Genomic DNA, 19920 nt, shown 5'->3' with positions numbered 1-19920 from the left:
GTCACCCGGCCGCCCGGTTCCACCGCTACGCCGACCGGTCGAGGGCCCGCAGCGAACGGTCCGTGATCGAACGGGCGCCGCGGCCGATCGCGATCGTGCCGGACTGGACGAGCTCCTTGATGCCGTACGGCTCCAGCATCTTGAGCATGGCGGACAGCTTCTCGCTGCTGCCGGTGGCCTCGATCGTCACGGCCTCCGGGGACACGTCGACGGTCTTGGCGCGGAACAGCTGGACGATCTCGACGATCTGGGAGCGTGTCTCGTTGTCGGCACGCACCTTCACCAGAACGAGTTCGCGCTGAACGGCCTGCGTCGGCTCCAGCTCGACGATCTTCAGCACGTTGACGAGCTTGTTGAGCTGCTTGGTCACCTGCTCCAGCGGCAGGTCCTCGACGCCCACGACGATGGTGATGCGGGAGATGTCGGGGTGCTCGGTGACGCCGACCGCGAGCGAGTCGATGTTGAAGCCGCGGCGGGAGAACAGGGCGGCGATCCGGGCCAGGATGCCCGGGGTGTTCTCCACCAGGACGGAGAGCGTGTGCTTGGACATGGTCTTTTTACGTCTCTCTCGCTCAGTCGTCTTCGTTGTCGCCGAAGTCGGGGCGGACGTCCCGGGCGGCCATGATCGTGTCGTTCGAGGTGCCGGCGGCGACCATCGGCCAGACCATCGCGTCCTCGTGGACGATGAAGTCGACGACGACCGGGCGGTCGTTGATGGAGTTCGCCTCCTCGATGACCTTGTCCAGGTCGTCGGGGGACTCGCAGCGGATCGCGTGGCAGCCCATCGCCTCCGACAGCTTCACGAAGTCCGGCACGCGCGTGCCGGCGCTCGGCTGCCTGCCGGACCCCACGGCGGAGCCGCTGTTCACCTCGGCCGGGCCGGAGTGCAGCACGGTGTTGGAGTAGCGCTGGTTGTAGAAGAGGGTCTGCCACTGGCGGACCATCCCGAGGGCGCCGTTGTTGATGATGGCGACCTTGATCGGGATGTTGTTCAGGGCGCAGGTGGTGAGCTCCTGATTGGTCATCTGGAAGCAGCCGTCGCCGTCGATCGCCCAGACCGCCTGGTCCGGCGCGCCGGCCTTGGCGCCCATCGCGGCCGGGACCGCGTAGCCCATCGTCCCGGCGCCGCCGGAGTTCAGCCAGGTCGCGGGCTTCTCGTACTGGACGAAGTGCGCGGCCCACATCTGGTGCTGGCCGACGCCCGCCGCGAAGATCGTGCCGTCCGGGGCGAGTTGGCCGATGCGCTCGATGACCTGCTGCGGGGACAGCGAGCCGTCCTCGGGCTGGTCGTAGCCGAGCGGGTAGGTGTCCCGCCACCGGGACAGGTCCTTCCACCAGGCGCTGTAGTCGCCCTGGTTGCCCTCGCTGTGCTCCTTCTGGACGGCCTGGATCAGGTCGGCCAGCACCTCGCGGGCGTCCCCGACGATCGGCACGTCCGCGGCGCGGTTCTTGCCGATCTCCGCCGGGTCGATGTCGGCGTGGACGATCTTCGCGTACGGGGCGAAGCTGTCCAGCTTGCCGGTGACGCGGTCGTCGAAACGGGCTCCGAGGGCGACGATCAGGTCGGCCTTCTGCAGCGCGGTGACGGCGGTGACCGCACCGTGCATGCCCGGCATTCCCACGTGCAGCGGGTGGCTGTCGGGGAATGCGCCGAGCGCCATCAGGGTGGTGGTGACGGGCGCTCCGGTGAGCTCGGCGAGAACCTTGAGCTCCGCGGTGGCGTGTGCCTTGATGACACCGCCGCCGACGTAGAGGACGGGCCGCCTGGCGGAGGTGATCAGCTTCGCGGCCTCGCGGATCTGCTTGGCGTGCGGCTTGGTCACCGGGCGGTAGCCGGGCAGGTCCATCACGGGCGGCCAGGAGAAGGTCGTCTGCGCCTGCAGCGCGTCCTTCGCGATGTCGACCAGGACCGGGCCCGGGCGGCCGGTGGAGGCGATGTGGAAGGCCTGCGCGATGACGCGCGGGATGTCCTCCGCCTTGGTGACCAGGAAGTTGTGCTTGGTGATCGGCATCGTGATGCCGACGATGTCCGCCTCCTGGAAGGCGTCCGTGCCGATCGCCTTGGACGCGACCTGGCCGGTGATCGCCACGAGCGGCACCGAGTCCATGTGCGCGTCCGCGATCGGCGTCACCAGGTTGGTCGCGCCGGGGCCGGAGGTCGCCATGCAGACGCCGACCTTGCCGGTGGCCTGCGCGTACCCCGTGGCCGCGTGACCGGCGCCCTGCTCGTGCCGGACCAGGACGTGGCGCACCCGGGTGGAGTCCATCATCGGGTCGTACGCGGGAAGGATCGCACCGCCGGGAATGCCGAATACCGTGTCGGCCCCGACCTCCTCGAGAGAGCGGATGAGGGACTTCGCGCCCGTGACGTGCTCGGGTGCGGACTGCTGTCCTCCGGAACGGGGCCGCGGCTGCGGATGGTGGGCCCCGGTGGCCTGCTCGGTCATCGGCATTCTCTTCTCGATGCTGAGGGTTTTTGCGAGGTTTGTGCGGTGTTCGGGCGCTGCACGGGGGTCACCTGTGCAACAAAAAACCCCTCGTGCCATAAGGCAAGCGAGGGGAGCGCGCCGGGTGTGGTCGCTGGGAGTTCCGGTTCGATCCGGACATCACCAGCTCAGCCGACGCGCTTTCCAAGTACGAGAATTCGGGTGCGCATGGCACTGACCCTCCCCCCGGCACGCACCACGTGTCAAGTGGGTGGGACGGGAGTCTCATGATGTGAGCGGAGGGCGCTTCCGCCTCCCATGACGGCGACACCGCCGGAGTACGCCCCCGCTCCGCCACCCGCGAAAGCGGGCTCGATCGGGCCGTGCGGCACCGGAAAATGGCCGGAAGCGAGCGCCCGGCGCAGCCGGTACTCGTCCAGCGGACCGGAGAATGCCATGCCCTGCCCGTGCGTGCAGCCCATCGCGCGCAGCGCGACCACCTGCTCGGGCAGGTCCACCCCGTCGGCCACCGACTGCAGCCCCAGGTCGGTCGCGATCCGCAGCAGCCCACTGGTGATCTTGTGCAGCCGCGCGGACTCGACGACGCCCTCGACCAGGCTGCGATCGAGCTTCAGCACGTCGACGGGGAGTCTGCGCAGCGCCGTGATCGCCGCGTGGCCGCTGCCGAACCCGTCCAGGGCGATCCGGACGCCGAGCCTGCGCAGGGCGCCCAGTCTCCGCTCCAGCTCGTCCAGGGAGATCCGCGGATCGGCGTCGGTCAGCTCGATCACCAGCGATCCGGACGGCAGTCCGTGCCGGGTCAGCAGAGCCTCGACCGAGCCGAGCGGCATCGACCGGTCCAGCAGCCGCCGGGCGCTGACGCGGACCGCCACGGGCACGGCAAGGCCCGTCGCGGTGCGCTCGGCGGCCTGCTCGACCGCCTCCTCCAGCATCCAGCGGCCCAGCTCGGCGGTGCGGTCGCTGTCCTCGGCGACGCGCAGGAACTCGGCGGGGGTGAACAGCACGCCCTGCGAGGAGCGCCAGCGCGCCTGGGCCTCGACCGACGCGATCCGGCCGTCCTCCAGGCCGACGACGGGCTGGTGCAGCAGCGCGAACTCGCCGTCGTGCAGTGCGGCCCGCAGGCGCGTGGCCAGCTCCGCCTTGCGTACGACGTCCTGCTGCATCTGCGGGGCGTACAGCTCGACGCGGCCCTTGCCGGCCGCCTTGGCGCGGTACATCGCCAGGTCGGCGTTGCGCAGCAACTCGCCCGCTCCGAGGCCCGGTTCGGCGAAGGCGACACCGATGGAGGCGGCCACCCGGACATCGTTGCCGTCGATGACGTAGGGCTGTGACAGCGTGTGCCTGAGCCGGTCGGCGAGCTCCAGGATGTGCCGTTCGCGCGCGGAGCGGTCACGGGTGCCGTCCCCCACGATCAGGGCCGCGAACTCGTCACCGCCGAGCCGGGAGGCGGTGTCCCCCTTCCGGACCGCGTCCTCGAGTCTGCGGGCGGCCTGGACGAGCAGCTCGTCCCCGGCCTGGTGCCCGATCGTGTCGTTGACGGCCTTGAAGCCGTCGAGGTCGATGAAGAGCACGGCCGTGCCCCGGTCGCTGGTGCGGCGGCCGGACAGGGCCTGCTGGACGCGCCGGGTGAACAGGGCGCGGTTGGGCAGGTCGGTGAGCGGGTCGTGCTCGGCATTGTGCTGCAACTGCGCCTGGAGGCGTACCCGTTCGGTCACGTCCCGGCTGTTGAAGATGAGGCCGCCGTGGTGACGGTTGACGGTCGACTCGACGTTGAGCCAGCCTCCCGCGCTCTCGGTCTCGCCCGAGCGGGAGGTGCCTGCGCCTCCGGACCGGAAGCGGCACTCGATGCGCGTGGTGGGTTCCTCCAGCGGGCTGGCGGCGAGGAAGCGGCGCACCTCGTGCACCACCCGGCCCAGATCCTCCGGGTGGATGAGATTGGCCAGTTCCGTGCCCACCAGCTCCTCCGCCGGACGTCCGTAGACCCCGGCGGCGGCCGGGGAGACGTACCTGAGGATGCCGCTGGGCGCGGCGATCATGATGACGTCGCTGGAGCCCTGCACCAGGGAGCGGAAGTGGTTCTCCTTCTGCGCCAGCTCCTGGGTGAGGGTGATGTTGTCGAGCAGCATGATGCCCTGGCGCACCACGAGCGCGAGCACGACCGTGCCGCCCGTCAGGAGCACCACGCGGTCGACGCTGCGGCCGTTGAGGACGTTGTAGAGAATCCCCAGGGTGCAGACGGCGGCGGCGAGATAGGGCGTGAGGGCGGCCAGGGAGCCCGCGATGGGCCGGGCGGCCGGGTAGCGGGTGTGCTCGCCCTGCTGCGGCGCCGTGTGGTGCTGGTGGGTGCCGCCGTGCGGGCCCGGCAGGTGCTCGCGCACCACGCGCGTGTGCCCCTCGTCCTCCGCGGGCGGCTGCCCCGGCCGGGGCGCGGCCCAGGGGGCGTAGGCGAGGAGCAGCGAGCCGGCGAACCAGCCCGCGTCGAGCAGCTGGCCCGAGTGGTAGTTGTTGTGCAGCAGGGGCGAGGTGAACAGGGCATCGCACATCACCGTGAGCGCCAGCGCGCCGATGGCGGTGTTGACCGCGGTGCGGTTGACCGCCGAGCGCCGGAAGTGCAGTGCGAGCACCATGCTGACCAGAGCGATGTCGAGCAGCGGATACGCCAGGGACAGCGCGGTGTGCGCCACGCTCGGCCCGTCGAACTTGGCCGCCTGGGCGAGCGCGAGGCTCCACGACAGCGTGAGCAGCGAGCCGCCGATCAGCCAGGCGTCGAGCGCCAGGCAGACCCAACCCGCCTTCGTCACCGGGCGCTTGGCGAGCACCAGCAGACCCACGATCGCGGGTGGCGCGAAGCACAGGAAGAACAGGTCGGCGTAGCTGGGGGTGGGCACCTGCTCGCCCAGGACGACCTCGTACCATCCCCAGACCGCGTTGCCCAGGGCCGCCATCGCCGAGGAGAGGGCGAACAGCAGCCAGGCGGGTCGAAAGCGGATGCGGCGGCTGCGGGCGTACAGGAAGAGCGACACGGCGGCGGTCGCCGCGGCGGCGGCCAGCCCGAAATCACCCATGATCAGCGCGACTTCTCCGGAACCCCAGTCGAGCGCGGAACCGACGGCGTATCCCGCGCAGACCAGGGCCAGGGCAAGTTGATGGACCAGGCCGGGCCGGCCGCCGAGGGACGGCGGACGGGGCAGCAGCGGCCCTGGCGAAGGCTGCGCCCGCAGCGCTCCTTCGAAGGTGGTCGGCGCAGGCAGCGGCGGGCTCACCGGGCCCTCCCGGTCCGCTCCGCTCCCGGGTCCCACGGGCCCCGGGGGGCGGGATGTCCATGCCTGCGGCGGTCGTCCTGCTCGAGGTGGTGGCTGTGACGGCAGCCGTGACTGCCGCGGTGACCGCGTCTGCACGCGGCCGTACGCCAGGGTCGCCATCGGCGGCCCCGTCGCGTCGGATCGCTCGTCCATAGGCCGTGCATCGCCCGTCGCCCCCCTCACAGTCTGCAATGTCCATCCCCGGCGCCGAACGGTGCACGGCGCAGCCCCTGCTCCGGACGATACACCAGTCTCGTCACTCAGGGACATAGTTCCTCTACGCTCCGTGACGACCAGCGGGAATACGGGCACGGACCGCGTCCGGAGGATTGCGGAGGGTGCCGGAAGCGGACTACGCGCCTGCTGCGCCGGTCGCGCGGGTCACGCGCGAGCCGCGCGGAAGCCGCGGTGTCACGCGCTGGTCGTACCTGTCGTAAGGATCACGTTGCGCAACGGCTTCCGGTTCACGAAGCGGGTCAACTGGTCCGCGAGGAGCCGCTTGGCGCGGGGCAGGAAGGCGGACGTGGGGCCGCCGACGTGGGGGCTGATGAGGACGCCGGGCGCGCGCCACAGCGGGTGTTCGCGGGGCAGGGGCTCGGGGTCGGTGACGTCGAGGGCGGCGCTGATGCGGCCGGTCTCCACCTCCGCGAGCAGGGCCTTGGTGTCGACGACCGCGCCGCGGGAGACGTTCACCAGCAGGGCGCCGTCCTTCATGCGCGCGAGGAAGTCGGCGCCGACCAGGTGCCGGGTGGTGTCGTTCAGGGGCGTGATCAGGACGACGACGTCGGCCTCCGCGAGCAGGGCGGGCAGTTCGGTGAGCGGATGCACGGGCCCGCGCGCCGTCGTGCGGGCAGAGCGCGCGACGCGCGCGACCCGCGCCACCTCGAACGGAACGAGCCGCTCCTCGATGGCGGAACCGATCGAGCCGTAGCCCACGATGAGCACGTTCTTGTCCGCGAGGGCCGGCCGGAACCCGCCGCACCACTCGCCGCGTTCCTGTGCGCGCACGAAGTCGGGGACGCCGCGCAGCGAGGCGAGGATCAGGGTGAGCGCGAGCTCTGCGGTGCTCGCCTCGTGCACCCCGCGCGCGTTGCACACCTGCACACCGGGACGCAGATGCTTCAGGCCGGGCTCCAGGCTGTCGATGCCGGCCGACAGGGTCTGCACCACCCGCACGCCGCTCAACTCGGGCAGGGGGCGCACGCCCACCTCGGCGGGCTTCATGTAGGGGACGACGTAGTACGCGCAGTCGGCCGGGTCGGCGGGGAACGCGTCGGCGCCGTCCCAGAAGCGGTATCGCGGCCCCTCCGGCAGCCCCTCGATGGTGTCCGGCGGGATGGGAAGCCACACGTCAGCAGTCATGTCAGGAGGCTATGTCAGGCCCGCGCCGGCGCAGAGGTTAGGTTGGGGAGCCTGGCGAGGGAGGGTCACGAGCAGGTGGAGCGCAGGACGATCGGCGCGGGGGCGCTCGAGGTGGGGGCCGTCGGCCTCGGGTGCATGCCGATGAGCTGGGCGTACAGCGGATCGCGGCAGCGCGGTGACGCATCGCTCAGGGCGGTGCACCGGGCACTCGACGCCGGTTCGACGCTCCTGGACACCGCCGACATGTACGGCCCCTTCACCAACGAGCTGCTGGTGGGGCGGGTGCTGAAGGAGCGGCGCGCGGACGCCTTCGTCTCGACGAAGGTGGGGCTGCTGGTGGGCGAGCAGCACGTCGTGGCCAACGGCCGCCCCGGCTATGTGAAACGTGCCTGCGACGCGTCGCTCCGGCGTCTGCAGACCGACGTCATCGACCTCTACCAACTGCACCGCGAGGACCCCGAGGTGCCCGTCGAGGAGACCTGGGGCGCGATGGCGGAGCTCGTCCGGGCGGGAAAGGTACGGGCGTTGGGACTGTGCGCGGTCGGTGCGCGCGGCGGCCGGCGCTCGGGCACCCGGCTGCACGACGCGACGATCAGGCAGCTGAAGCGGGTGCAGCAGGTGTTCCCGGTGAGCGCGGTGGAGGCCGAGCTGTCGGTGTGGTCGCCGGAGGCGCTCGAGTCGCTGCTGCCGTGGTGCGAGGCGCGCGGGGTCGGCCTGCTGGCCGCGATGCCGCTCGGCAACGGCTTCCTGACCGGCACGCTCACGCCCGGCGAGGGCTTCGAACCGGACGACGTCCGCGCCCGCCACCCCCGCTTCACCGCGGAGATGATGGCCGCGAACCAGCCCATCGTGGTGGGGCTGCGCCGCATCGCCGCCCGCCACGGCGCCGAGGTCACCCCGGCCCAGGTCGCCCTGGCCTGGGTCCTGTCCCAGGGCCGCCACGTCGTCCCGGTCCCGGGCACCAAGCAGGAACGCTGGGCGGCCCAGAACGCCGCGTCCGCGGCGCTGCGGCTGACGCCGGACGACCTCGCGGAGGTCGCGGGGCTGCCGGGGGCTCGGGGATCCTGGGACTGAAGGGCCCCGGGAGGTCCCGGAACGGGATCGGTCGATCGGGAACCCGCGGGGCGCGAGCGGTGTATGACAAGAAGGACCTGCCGAACCTGCCGCTGGACCGCCGCCCGAGAGGACCAAGATCGTGCTACGACGAGCTGTGCCGGCCGTGCTGGCCGCGACCGCGCTGCTGCTGACGGCGGGCTGTTCCTCCGGCGGCGGGGGCGACGGGTCCGCGGGCGGCGGTGACGGCAAGGCCGCGGGGAGCACACCCCCGAGCGCGTCCCCGTCGGACGGCTCCGCCGAGCAGGCCCCGCCCGCCAAGGGCTCGGTCAAGGTGGTGCGCACGGTGACCACGGGTCTGGACACCCCGTGGGGCGTCGCCCCGCTGCCCGACGACAGCAGCCTGCTCGTCGCCTCGCGGGACCAGGGGACGATCACCAGGGTCGACGCGAAGACGGGCCGGAAGACGGACCTGGGCACGGTGTCCGGGGTCTCCCCGGCCGGCGAGGGCGGCCTGCTCGGCATCGCCCTCTCCCCGGACTACGCCTCGGATCACATGATCTACGCGTACTTCACCACCGCCTCGGACAACCGCATCGCCCGCATGCTGTACGACACGAAGAAGCCGGCCGGCGAGCAACTGGGCGCTCCGGACACGATCTTCAAGGGCATTCCCAAGGGCTACATCCACAACGGCGGCCGCATCGCCTTCGGCCCGGACAAGATGCTGTACGCGGGCACGGGCGAGAGCGGCGACCGGGGCCTGGCGCAGGACAGGAAGTCGCTGGGCGGCAAGATCCTCCGGCTGACCCCGGAGGGCGACCCGGCCCCCGGCAACCCGTTCCCGGACTCCCCCGTCTACAGCTACGGCCACCGCAATGTGCAGGGGCTGGCCTGGGACGGCAAACAGCGCCTGTTCGCCTCGGAGTTCGGCCAGGACACCTGGGACGAGCTGAACGCGATCAAGCCGGGCGCCGACTACGGCTGGCCGGACGCCGAGGGCAAGTCGTCCGACTCCCGGTACCAGAACCCGATAGCCCAGTGGCACACGGACGACGCCTCGCCCAGCGGTGTCGCCTACGCCGAGGGCTCGATATGGATGGCGGGCCTGAAGGGCGGGCGCCTGTGGCGCATCCCCCTGAAGGGCACGGCGGCCTCGGCCGAGCCGCAGGCCTTCCTCACCGGCACGTACGGCCGGCTGCGCACGGTGGTCTCGGCGGGCGGCGGCAAGCTGTGGCTGACGACCAGCAACACCGACGGCCGCGGCAACCCGAAGAACGGCGACGACCGCATTCTGGAACTGGAGGTGACGTAGCCGACGCTCACGCCTGGCCGGGCTCCGGCTCCGGCTCCGGCTCCGGCTCCGACGGCCCTCCGCCCTGCTCAGACGCCCCGGACTCCCCCGGCTCCTCGTCGTCCTCGGCGTCCTCGGCGTCCTCAGCCTTCGGCCGCCGTACGACGACCTTCCCGGACGCCAGGTCTATCGGGCCGCGTCCGGGGTCGGCGTCCCCCACGTCCTCGCGGGTCAGCTCCAGGCGGTTCTGCTCGTCGCGGGTGTGCTTGCGGCCCGGGGAGAAGAGTTCCTCGAAGGCGTTGAACACGGTGTCCCCTCTCTCATCCGGCGGCCGCCCGCTCCCCGTCCCCCGTCGTCGCGAACAGATCCAGACGGTGGGCCACGGCGGCGGCCTCCCCTCTCCCTGAGACGCCCAGCTTGCCCAGAATGTTCGAGACATGGACGCTGGCCGTCTTCGGGGAGATGAAGAGTTCCTCGGCTATCTGGCGGTTGGTGCGGCCGGCGGCGACCAGGCGCAGGACGTCGCGCTCCCGGCTGGTGAGGCCGAGGGCCTCGGCGGGGTCGGCGGGCCGGCGGGCCGGGAGGCGGCTCAGCGGGAGGCGGGCGCGCTGGGCGAGCAGGGCCACCGAGGCGGCGAGCGGGCGGGCGCCGAGATGGTCGGCGACGGCATGGACCAGGCGGAGCAGTTCGGCGGCGCGGTCGCGTTCCTCGTCACCGCCGGCCGCGAGCAGGGCCTCGGCCAGGCGGTGGCGGACGCGGGCGAGGTCGTAGGGGCGCTCCAGGCATTCGAAGGAGGTGACCACGTCCGACCAGGTGCCGACGGTGTCCTTGCCGACGGCGCGGGCGAGTTCGGCGCGCACCCACTGCTCGTGGGCGAGCCAGATGGGGGCGTCGGTGGTGGTCTTCCTGGCGGTCTCGCGGATCCGTTCGAGGACGTCGGCGCGGCCCTCGGCGGCGGACGGCACGGTGCGGGCGTCCGCCTCGGCGGTGGCGGCGGCGAGCAGCAGGGGCCAGCCGTAGCGCTGGGTTCCGGGCGCGAGGCCGGCGGCCAGGGCGCGGAGGGTCTCGGCTCGCGCGTCCAGGAAGCGGCCTTCGCCTGCGGCCACGCCGACCTCGATGCGGGACAGGGGCAGGGAGTGCTGGGGCATGGGGTCGTGGGTGCCCAGATGGGCGCGGGCGGCGGCCAGGTGGCGGGCGGCCTCGGGCAGGTCGCCGCGGCCCAGGGCGACGTGTGCCAGGCATATCGCGCCGCCGCCCTGGGGCTTGGCGCTGAGGCCCACGCGCAGGGCGCCCGCCGCGGCGTCGGCGGCCTCGTCCCAGCGGCCGAGGGAGTACAGCGCCTCCGACAGGTTCGCCCACGCCCAGGCCTCGGAGTCCAGCAGGCCGAACTTCCTGGTGTAGGTGAGGCCCTCCCGCAGGATGGGCACGGCTTCGCGGGTGCGGCCGACCGCGTCGAGCTCGCTGGGCAGGTTGACGTAGGCCCGCCCGGCGACGATCGGGACGCCTTCGGCCAGCGCCCGCTCCTTGACCTCGTACATCTCCGCGAGGCCGGGCTCCGCGGAGCCCGAGTCGACCATGAGGGCGCCGAGGGTGATACGGGCGTTGAGTTCGATCTCGCGGGCGCCGACCATGCGCGCGTACTCGACGGCGCGCTCGGCGGCGGAGAGCGCGTCGGGGCCGGGCTCGTGGAGCGAGGACCAGGTGGCGACGTTGGCGAGCACCTCGGCGTGCACCTCGGAGGGCGGCAGGCCGCGCACGAGCTGCTGGGCGGTGCCGAGTTCCTGCCAGCCGTCGCCGCGGGCCAGTGCCTGCACCAGGCGGGAGCGCTGGACCCAGAACCAGGCGGCGCGCAGCGGGTCGCCCTCGTCCTCCAGCAGGTGCAGGGCGCGCTTGGTGATCTTCAGGGCGCGTTCCCGCTCCCCGGACAGGCGGCCGGCGACGGCGGCCTCGGCGAGGATGTCGAGGTAGCACAGGGGGGTGGCGGGATCGCGGGCGTCGCGCGAGTCCTCGATGGGGCGCAGCCGGTCGCGGACGTCCTCGGGGGCGGTGTCCCAGAGCTCCATCGCCCGCTCCAGGAGCCGCAGTTGCTCGCTGTAGGCATGGCGGCGGCGGGCCTCGACGGAGGCGTCCAGGACGGCGGGGAGGGCCTTGGCGGGGTGGTGGGCGTGGTACCAGTAGCTGGCCAGGCGCATGACGCGCTGGTCGGCGGGGACGAGCGTGGGGTCGGCCTCCAGGGCCTCGGCGTAGCGGCGGTTGAGCCGGGAGCGCTCCCCGGGCAGCAGGTCGTCGCTGACGGCCTCGCGGACCAGGGAGTGGCGGAAGCGGTAGCCGTCGCCGTCGGGTGTGGCGAGCAGGATGTTGGCGTTCACGGCGGCCCGCAGCGCCTCGATGAGGTCGTCCTCGGCGAGTCCGGCGACGGCGGCGAGCAGCCGGTACTCCACGGTGGAGCCGCCCTCGGCGACGACCCGGGCGACCCGCTGCGCGCTCTCGGGCAGTCCCTCGACGCGGACCAGGAGCAGGTCGCGCAGGGAGTCGGTGAGGCCGGTGCCGCAGCCCTCGGAGGCGCAGACGGCGAGTTCCTCGACGAAGAAGGCGTTGCCGTCGGAGCGCTCGAAGATGTCGTCGACCTGGGTGGGGTCCGGTTCGGCGGCGAGGATGCCGGCGAGCTGGCGGCCGACCTCCTCGCGGGTGAAGCGGGCCACGTCCAGGCGGCGGACGGTGCGCAGCCGGTCGAGTTCGGCGAGCAGGGGGCGCAGCGGGTGGCGGCGGTGGATGTCGTCGGCGCGGTAGGTGGCGAGGACGACGAGGCGGCCGGTGCGCAGGGTGCGGAAGAGGTAGGCGAGCAGATGGCGCGTGGAGGTGTCGGCCCAGTGCAGGTCCTCCAGGGCGACGACGACGAGGCGGTCGGCGGCGACGCGCTCCAGCAGGCGGGCGGTGAGTTCGAAGAGGCGGGCCATGCCCTCCTCGTCGTGCCGCCCCTGGCTGGACTCGCCGAGCTCGGGCAGCAGGCGGGTGAGCTCCTCCTCCTGCCCGGCGGCCGCGCCGGCGAGCGCCTCGGGCAGCTCGCGGCGCAGCGCGCGCAGGGCGGTGGAGAAGGGCGCGAAGGGCAGGCCGTCGGCGCCGATCTCCACACAGCCGCCGAGCGCGAAGACGGCGCCCTCCTGCGAGGCCGCGGTGGCGAACTCCTCGACCAGCCGGGTCTTGCCGACCCCGGCCTCCCCGCCGATCAGCAGCGCCTGCGGCTCGCCCCCGGCGGCGCGGGCGAGCGCATCGTTCAGGGTTTTCAGCTCTTCGGCACGGCCGACGAACACCGGACTGACGGACCTGGTCTCCACGAGCCCGAGCATCGCACGGGGGTGCGGCGGCGCGGCACCGGTTTTCGCCGGGAGGGCCGCGGCCGGACGCACCGCGGCCCCCACCGCGGGGAGGTGCGGTGAGGGCGCGGGCGGGGTCGGTGCGGTGCGTTCGTGGTCCTTCGGAGGGCGGCCGTCCCCCGTGCGGCCGCCCTCCCGGAGCCCCGCGTTCACGCGGCGCGGGCGGACGACCGGAGCCGGCGCAGGCGCGCGGTATGGGTCTCGTGCTCCGCGGCGGCCTCGCGGCGGGCGGCGCGGCGGCCGCGAACGACCTCGCGGGCCTGGCGCTCCCGCTCGGCCTCGCGGATCAGTTCGGCGGAACGCATCTGGGAGAGCTCGTACGCATACATGGTGTGTGTCCCTCGGGTGAGTCGGTTGCGGCTTCGCTTGCTGCGATGCCTCAACCTTCGTCTCCAAGGGGGGTGCGCCACATCGGGAGACTTCCGCATCTTCGGCGGGGCCCGGGGCCTTAGACGTGCGTGAGGGGTCTTAGTGCGTCCGTAAGGTGCTTACGGACGCACTAAGACCCCTCAGGAGCTGCGGCGGTTCAGCCCGCGGAGGGCAGCCCGAGCAGGATGTCGGTGTACTTGAGCACGGCCAGGAGCAGCCCGATGACGCCGAGCGCGACGCCGCCCCAGGCGACCGACTTGATCCACGCGGCCTGCGGCTTGCCCGGGGCCCCGAAGGCGGGCCGGGCCAGCACCACGACACCGACGACCAGCGCGAGCAGGGCGAAGATGCCGCCCCACATCGCGGTGGCCTGCCAGGCGTTGCCGTAGCCCTCGTCGAGCAGCTTGGACACGCTGGAGTTCTGGGAGCTCTGGGCGTGCAGCTGGCCGATGAGCGACTGGCGCGCGGAGGCCACGGTGCCCACCCAGCTGCCGGTCAGCGAGACGACGCCGAGCGCGGCGGAGACGACGGCTCCCGCGCCCTGGCCGACGCCGGACGCCTCGCCGTCGGCAGCGGACTCGGCGGGGTCCGCCTGCGCGCTCGCCTCCTCGGGAGCGGCGTCGGCGGTCTCGTCCGCCCCGGCCGCGTCCGCCCCGGTCGCCTCGGTCGCCTCGGTCGCGGCGGTGTCCGCCGTCTCCTCGTCGGGCTTCACTTCGGTGGCCTCGGTTCCGGCCTCGTCAAGAGTCTTGCTGGTTCCCATACCTCGCACCGTACGGACGTTGTCTGAGAAGTCTCTGAAAGATCGCCGAGGCGATCCGTCGAGCCTCTTCCTACTGATCTGTGTGTTCGGCACGCGTGCGGACCGCACGCCACTCCGGGGCGAGGATCGACCACACCTCGAGGTCGTGCCGCACCCCACCATAGGGGTGCGCCTCGCGCCGTACCCCGTCGCGGGTCATTCCGAGGCGGCGGGCCACGTTCAGGCTCGGCACGTTCCCGGACGCGGCCACCCATTCGACGCGGTGGATGCCGCGCTCCTCGACCGCCCAGTCGATCAGCACCCGCATCGCCCGGGTGATCAGCCCGCGGCCGGTGGCGGCGGGCTCCAGCCAGCAGCCGACCTCGCAGGTGCCGGTCTGCGCGTCGAAGTTCAGCGTGAGCACGCCGCCGACGAGCTTTCCGTCCAGCCAGATGCCGTGGTACGAGGCCGTGTCGGCGGCGCGCATCTCGGCGTAGCGCTGGAGCGTCTGGCGTGCGGAGAGCACGTCGACGGCGTTCGAGCCGAACGGGATGAACTGCCCGATGAACTCCCGCCCGCGCTCCAGGTGTGCGAGGAACTCCTCGGCGTGCCAGGGCTCCAGCGGCCGCAGCTGCGCTCCGTCGTCACCCAGGGATATCGCGTACATCCTCGTCCTGCCCCTTCGCCAGTACGTCCGCCACCTCTGCGTCCGTGGCCGCGGCCAGCCTTTCATGGGCGGCACGGCACTCGGGCGGTTCGATGCTGATGCGCGGCAGGCGGGCGTCCAGCCAGCGGGGCAGCCACCAGTTGGCGCCGCCGAGCAGGTGCATCAGGGCCGGGACCAGCAGCGTGCGGAGCACGAAGGCGTCGAGGGCCACGGCGGAGGCGAGCGCGATGCCGAACATGGCGATCACCCGGTCGCCGCTGAGGACGAAGGCGAGGAAGACCGAGATCATGATGACGGCGGCGGAGTTGATCACCCGGCCGGTCTCGGCGAGCCCGACGCGGACGGCGCGCCGGTTGTCGCCGGTCTCCAGCCACTCCTCGTACATCCGGCTGACCAGGAAGACCTGGTAGTCCATGGAGAGCCCGAAGAGGACGGACACCATGATCACCGGGAGGAAGGGCTCGATGGGGCCCGCCCGGCCGAGGCCCAGCAGCTCGCTCCCCCAGCCCCACTGGAAGATCACGACCACGACGCCGAAGGCGGCGGCGACCGCGGCGACGTTCATCGCGGCGGCCTTCAGGGGGATGCCGAGGGAGCGGAAGGCGAGCAGCAGGAGCAGACAGCCGAGGCCGATGACGACGCCGACGAACAGGGGCAGCTTGCCGATGATGACGTCCGCGAAGTCGTCGTAGCTGGCCGTCACGCCGCCGACGTGCACGTCCAGCGAGGTGCCGGTCTCGGCGCGCGGCAGCACCTCGGTGCGCAGCCGGTCGACGAGGTCGCTGGTCCGCTGCGACTGGGGCGCGGAGGTCGGGACGATGGTGAAGTACGCGGTGTCGCCGCCCGTGTTGTACGTCACGGGGGTCACCGACGCGACGCCCTCGGTGGTGCGGATGGTGGCGTCGAGGTTGTCCAGGGCGAGCCGGTCCTCGGCGCCGTTCACCTTGGTGACCAGGGTGAGCGGGCCGTTGACGCCGGGCCCGAAGCCGTCCGCGAGGATGTCGTAGGCCTGCCTGGTCGTCGACGTCTTCGGATCGTTGCCCTGGTCGGAGGTGCCCAGGTGGAGGGAGAGGGTGGGCAGCGCCAGGACGGTCATCACGGCCAGCGCGACCACGCCCAGCACCTGGGGGTGGCGCTCGACGAACGCGGACCACCGGTGGGCGAGCCCGGTCGGCAGTTCGGGCTGCGGTCCGTGCTCCGCCAGGCGCCGCCGCTCGCGCCGGCTCAGGGCGCGCGGGCCGATGTACGACAGCAGGGCCGGCAGCAGGGTGACGGAGGCCGCGACCGTGAGGATCACGGTCAGGCAGGCGGCGACCGCGACGCCGTTGAGGAAGCTCAGCCTGAGGATCAGCATCCCGAGCAGGGCGATGCAAACGGTGGCACCCGCGAAGACCACGGCGCGTCCCGTGGTCGCCACGGCACGGGTGGCCGCCTCGGCGACGGACAGTCCGCGTTTCAGGCCGCGGCGGTGTCTGGTGACGATGAAGAGCGCGTAGTCGATGCCCACGCCGAGGCCGATCAGCATGCCCAGCATGGGCGCGAAGTCGGCGACGGTCATGGCGTGCCCGAGCAGCACGATTCCGGCGTACGCGGTGCCGACGCCGACCAGCGCGGTCGCGATGGGCAGCGCCGAGGCCGCGAAGGAGCCGAAGGCGAGGAAGAGGACGACCGCCGCGACGACCACGCCGACGATCTCGGCGACGTGCCCGCCGGCCGGCTCGGTGAGGGCGACGGCGCTGCCGCCCAGTTCGACCTGGAGCCCGTCGGTCTCGGCGGCCTTGGCGGTGCCCACGACGGTCTGGGCCTCGGACTTGGTGATGTCCTCGGCGCGGTCGCGGAAGGTGACGGTGGCGTACGCGGTGTGCCCGTCGGAGCTGATCCGGCCCCCGCCCTGGCCGTCGTAGGGGCTGCTCACGGAGGCGACGCCCGGCAGATCGGTGATCTTGTCGAGGGTCTGGGTCATCGTCTGCTCGACGTCGGCGTCCCGGACCGTACCGGTGGCGGCGTGCCACACGACGGTGTCGCTGTCGCCGCCGATCCCGGGGAAGCCCTGCTGCAGCAGCTGGGTGGCGGCACCCGACTCGGTGCCGGGGGCCTCGTAGTTGTTCGAGTACGCCGCACCCGTCACGGCGGCGGCCGCGCCGACCCCGCCGAGGGCGAGGAGCCACAGCAGAACAGCGAGGAGGCGGTTGCGGACACACCAGCGTGCAAGGGCTGCCACTAACGAGCTCCCGGGGGACGATTTGTGGATCTTTGACCGGGAACAGTGGTTCAGGAGATGAACGGCCCGCAAAGAACGCATGAGCAATGCATGGACCACTCTTGCAGGCAGAAATGATCGTTTATGCGGTTCGTGGTCTTATTCACAGGAGTGCGAGGCAGATCACAGGACAGTAACGGCGACTCTGTCACCTCAGTCGAACTGATCCCCCACCGCCATCACCGAGACCCCCACGATCAGCAGCCACAGCGCCCACCGGGTACGTCCCCGGGAGCCCAGCACCGCGGCCGCCGCGCAGACGGCGGCGCCGAAGCCGTAGGCGGCCGGCACGAGCGCCGGGGAGGAGCCGGCGGCCCGCAGCACGGAGGCGGCCAGCCCCGCGAGGGCCAGGAGCACCCCGGTGCCGGCCGCGGCCCAGCGGGCCCGCCGCGCGTCCCCGGCCGGATCCACGGCGTCGGCGATGCCGCTGCCGCCGTCGTCCGTCGTCTCGGAATCGGCGCGTCCACTCATGGCGGGCGAGGGTAGCGCGTCCGGCTGGGAAACCGCCTGCGGTCCGCCCCGGCCGGGTGCTAGCTTCCGCGGGTCAGCCCTCACCGGCCCTGCGCCGACGACCGAAGCGGGTGCATTGTTTGAAGGTCCGACCGAGCTCCTGCGCATCACCTTTCCCTACGAAGATCCCAAGGAGCCCGTTCACCGATGTCCGACATCGCCTCCAGGACCTCGAACGACCCTCTCGCTGACCGTGTGACCCACCCGGCCTATCCGCGCAGCGGCCAGTACGACGCGCGCTGGACGGTCGACAACCAGATGGGCCCCAACGCCCTGTGGCTGCTGGAGTGGCTGGCACCCGCCCTCGGGCTGGACACGCTGCGCCCGTGTGCCCGGGTGCTCGACCTCGGCTGCGGCCGCGCGATGACGTCGGTCTTCCTGGCCCGGGAGTTCCACGCCCAGGTCACCGCGGCCGACCTCTGGGTCGCGCCGGACGACAACGCCCGGCGCGTCACCGAGGCGGGGTTCGCCGACCGTGTGCTGCCCGTGCGCGCGGAAGCTCATGCACTGCCCTTCGCCGAGGGGAGCTTCGACGCGATCGTGAGCATCGACGCCTATCAGTACTTCGGCACCGACGACCTCTATCTGCCCACGCTCACCCGGCTGCTGAAGCCCGGCGGCCGCGTCGGCGTCGTCGTGCCGGCCCTGCGCGAGGAGCCGGCCGGCGACCGGCCTCCCGAGCACCTCAGGCCCTGGTGGGAGCCCGACTTCTGGTGCTTCCACTCCGCCGGCTGGTGGCGGCGGCACTGGACCCGCAGCGGGGCCGTCGAGGTCGAGGCGGCCGACTGGCAGCCGGACGGCTGGCGGGACTGGCTGCGGTGGTGCGAGGTGGTCGCGGAGGAGAGCCCGGAGGAGTTCCACCGCACGATGGCCCGCCGGGTCGGCGAGATGGTGCGGGCGGACGAGGGCCGCGTGCTCGGCTTCGTACGGGTCGTGGGACGCCGTACGTAGGCGGCCCGGGGAGCCGGAACAGCGGAACGGCCCCGGAGGTCACCCCTCCGGGGCCGTGTCGCGTACGGGCGCTCAGCCTTCGGAGACGCCGAGCTTCTCCAGGATCAGCTCCTTGACGCGGGCCGCGTCGGCCTGGCCGCGGGTCGCCTTCATGACCGCGCCGACGAGCGCGCCGGCCGCGGCGACCTTGCCGCCGCGGATCTTGTCGGCGACGCCGGGGTTGCCGGCGATGGCCTCCTCGACGGCGGCGGTCAGCGCGCCCTCGTCGGAGACGACCTTCAGGCCCCGCTTGTCGACGACCTCGTCCGGGGTGCCCTCGCCCGCGAGGACGCCCTCGATGACCTGGCGCGCCAGCTTGTCGTTCAGGTCGCCCTCGGAGACCAGCTCGGTGACCCGCGCGACCTGCGCCGGGGTGATCGCCAGCTCGTCGAGCGAGGTGCCCGACTCGTTGGCGCTGCGCGCGAGTTCGCCCATCCACCACTTGCGGGCGGAGGCGGCGTCGGCACCGGCGTCGATCGTGGCGACGATCGGGTCCAGCGCACCGGCGTTGAGGATCGCCTGCATCTCGGTGCCGGAGATGCCCCACTCCTCGCGCAGCCGGCTGCGGCGCACCAGCGGCAGCTCGGGCAGCGCACCCCCGATCTCCTCGACCCACGCGCGCGAGGGAGCCACCGGAACCAGGTCCGGCTCGGGGAAGTACCGGTAGTCCTCGGCCTCCTCCTTCACGCGGCCCGAGGTCGTCGACCCGGTGTCCTCGTGGAAGTGGCGGGTCTCCTGGACGATCGTGCCGCCGGAGGACAGCACGGCCGCGTGCCGCTGGATCTCGAAGCGGGCCGCACGCTCCACGGAGCGCAGCGAGTTGACGTTCTTCGTCTCCGAGCGGGTGCCGAACTTCTCGGTGCCGTTCGGGCGCAGCGACAGGTTCACGTCGCAGCGCATCTGGCCCATCTCCATGCGGGCGTCGGAGACACCGAGCGCCCGGATGACCTCGCGCAGCTCACGGACGTAGGCCCGCGCGACCTCGGGAGCGCGCTCGCCCGCACCCTCGATCGGCTTGGTGACGATCTCGATGAGCGGGATGCCGGCGCGGTTGTAGTCCAGCAGGGAGTGGGACGCGCCGTGGATACGGCCCGTGGCACCGCCGACGTGCGTCGACTTGCCGGTGTCCTCCTCCATGTGGGCGCGCTCGATCTCCACGCGGAAGGTCTCCCCGTCCTCCAGCTGTACGTCGAGGTAGCCGTTGAAGGCGATCGGCTCGTCGTACTGGGAGGTCTGGAAGTTCTTCGGCATGTCCGGATAGAAGTAGTTCTTCCGGGCGAAACGGCACCACTCGGCGATCTCGCAGTTCAGCGCGAGACCGATCTTGATCGCGGACTCGACGCCGGTCGCGTTGACGACCGGGAGCGCGCCGGGCAGGCCGAGGCAGGTCGGGCAGGTCTGCGAGTTTGGCGCGGCGCCCAGCTCGGTCGAACACCCGCAGAACATCTTGGTCTTGGTGCCGAGTTCGACATGGACCTCGAGGCCCATGACGGGGTCGTACGACGCCAGCGCGTCCTCGTACGACACCAGGTCGGTCGTGGTGGTCACGGTGA

The 19920-nt window shown here is 72.3% G+C and carries 15 protein-coding genes; 3 read left to right on the top strand and 12 right to left on the bottom strand.

The features are described 5' to 3' along the window. Nucleotides 1–25 precede the first annotated feature (25 nt). The 4 genes from ilvN to ACIRPX_RS15415 form a co-directional block, all read right to left on the bottom strand. Complete coding sequence (ilvN, locus tag ACIRPX_RS15430; RefSeq protein ID WP_361274090.1) at nucleotides 26–550, bottom strand: acetolactate synthase small subunit; 525 nt, start codon at nucleotides 548–550, stop codon at nucleotides 26–28. A gap of 22 nt (nucleotides 551–572) precedes the next feature. Then, nucleotides 573–2453 carry an acetolactate synthase large subunit gene (locus ACIRPX_RS15425; protein WP_404193777.1) on the bottom strand — a complete coding sequence of 627 codons (1881 nt, stop codon included), beginning with the start codon at nucleotides 2451–2453 and terminating at the stop codon, nucleotides 573–575. 236 nt (nucleotides 2454–2689) lie between these two features. Next, complete coding sequence (locus ACIRPX_RS15420) at nucleotides 2690–5710, bottom strand: EAL domain-containing protein (protein WP_404193774.1); 3021 nt, start codon at nucleotides 5708–5710, stop codon at nucleotides 2690–2692. 450 nt (nucleotides 5711–6160) lie between these two features. Next, nucleotides 6161–7111: a 2-hydroxyacid dehydrogenase gene (locus tag ACIRPX_RS15415; protein ID WP_404193771.1), complete on the bottom strand. Its 951-nt coding sequence runs from the start codon at nucleotides 7109–7111 to the stop codon at nucleotides 6161–6163. A gap of 75 nt (nucleotides 7112–7186) precedes the next feature. On the opposite strand from ACIRPX_RS15415, the gene ACIRPX_RS15410 reads away from it, so the two are divergent. Together ACIRPX_RS15410 and ACIRPX_RS15405 are read left to right on the top strand one after the other, a co-directional pair. After that, nucleotides 7187–8185 carry an aldo/keto reductase gene (locus tag ACIRPX_RS15410; RefSeq protein WP_404193768.1) on the top strand — a complete coding sequence of 333 codons (999 nt, stop codon included), beginning with the start codon at nucleotides 7187–7189 and terminating at the stop codon, nucleotides 8183–8185. Between the two features lie 121 nt (nucleotides 8186–8306). Continuing rightward, entirely contained in the window at nucleotides 8307–9479 is a 1173-nt protein-coding gene (locus tag ACIRPX_RS15405; RefSeq protein ID WP_404193765.1) for a PQQ-dependent sugar dehydrogenase, read from the top strand. Nucleotides 9480–9486: 7 nt separating this feature from the next. Here the strand turns inward: ACIRPX_RS15405 and ACIRPX_RS15400 are convergent, their stop codons facing one another. The 7 genes from ACIRPX_RS15400 to ACIRPX_RS15370 form a co-directional block, all read right to left on the bottom strand. Then, nucleotides 9487–9765 carry a DUF6191 domain-containing protein gene (locus tag ACIRPX_RS15400; RefSeq protein WP_404193763.1) on the bottom strand — a complete coding sequence of 93 codons (279 nt, stop codon included), beginning with the start codon at nucleotides 9763–9765 and terminating at the stop codon, nucleotides 9487–9489. A 13-nt stretch (nucleotides 9766–9778) separates the two neighbouring features. Then, a complete protein-coding gene (locus ACIRPX_RS15395) occupies nucleotides 9779–12805 on the bottom strand; it encodes an AAA family ATPase (RefSeq protein WP_404193760.1) in 3027 nt (1008 codons plus the stop codon). Nucleotides 12806–12981: 176 nt separating this feature from the next. After that, complete coding sequence (locus ACIRPX_RS15390) at nucleotides 12982–13161, bottom strand: hypothetical protein (protein WP_404193758.1); 180 nt, start codon at nucleotides 13159–13161, stop codon at nucleotides 12982–12984. Nucleotides 13162–13358: 197 nt separating this feature from the next. Continuing rightward, nucleotides 13359–13961 (bottom strand): hypothetical protein, encoded by a 603-nt coding sequence (locus tag ACIRPX_RS15385; protein WP_404193755.1) that lies wholly within the window; start codon nucleotides 13959–13961, stop codon nucleotides 13359–13361. Between the two features lie 70 nt (nucleotides 13962–14031). Continuing rightward, nucleotides 14032–14607, bottom strand: a complete 576-nt coding sequence (locus ACIRPX_RS15380; RefSeq protein ID WP_404193752.1) for a GNAT family N-acetyltransferase — start codon at nucleotides 14605–14607, stop codon at nucleotides 14032–14034. Then, nucleotides 14585–16828, bottom strand: a complete 2244-nt coding sequence (locus tag ACIRPX_RS15375) for an MMPL family transporter (RefSeq protein ID WP_404193749.1) — start codon at nucleotides 16826–16828, stop codon at nucleotides 14585–14587. Before ACIRPX_RS15375 ends, ACIRPX_RS15380 begins: the two co-directional genes overlap by 23 nt. A gap of 192 nt (nucleotides 16829–17020) precedes the next feature. Further along, entirely contained in the window at nucleotides 17021–17338 is a 318-nt protein-coding gene (locus ACIRPX_RS15370) for a hypothetical protein (protein ID WP_404193746.1), read from the bottom strand. A 186-nt stretch (nucleotides 17339–17524) separates the two neighbouring features. On the opposite strand from ACIRPX_RS15370, the gene ACIRPX_RS15365 reads away from it, so the two are divergent. Continuing rightward, entirely contained in the window at nucleotides 17525–18328 is an 804-nt protein-coding gene (locus tag ACIRPX_RS15365) for an SAM-dependent methyltransferase (protein ID WP_404193743.1), read from the top strand. Between the two features lie 72 nt (nucleotides 18329–18400). Here the strand turns inward: ACIRPX_RS15365 and gatB are convergent, their stop codons facing one another. Further along, nucleotides 18401–19915, bottom strand: a complete 1515-nt coding sequence (gatB, locus tag ACIRPX_RS15360) for an Asp-tRNA(Asn)/Glu-tRNA(Gln) amidotransferase subunit GatB (RefSeq protein ID WP_404193740.1) — start codon at nucleotides 19913–19915, stop codon at nucleotides 18401–18403. Between the last annotated feature and the right edge of the window lie 5 nt (nucleotides 19916–19920).

It is taken from the genome of Streptomyces sp. NPDC101225 (genome assembly GCF_044767585.1).
GTDB lineage: Bacteria > Actinomycetota > Actinomycetes > Streptomycetales > Streptomycetaceae > Streptomyces.
The sequence above is the reverse complement of the archived record's forward strand: the minus strand, read 5'-3'. Positions and strand labels throughout refer to the sequence as shown.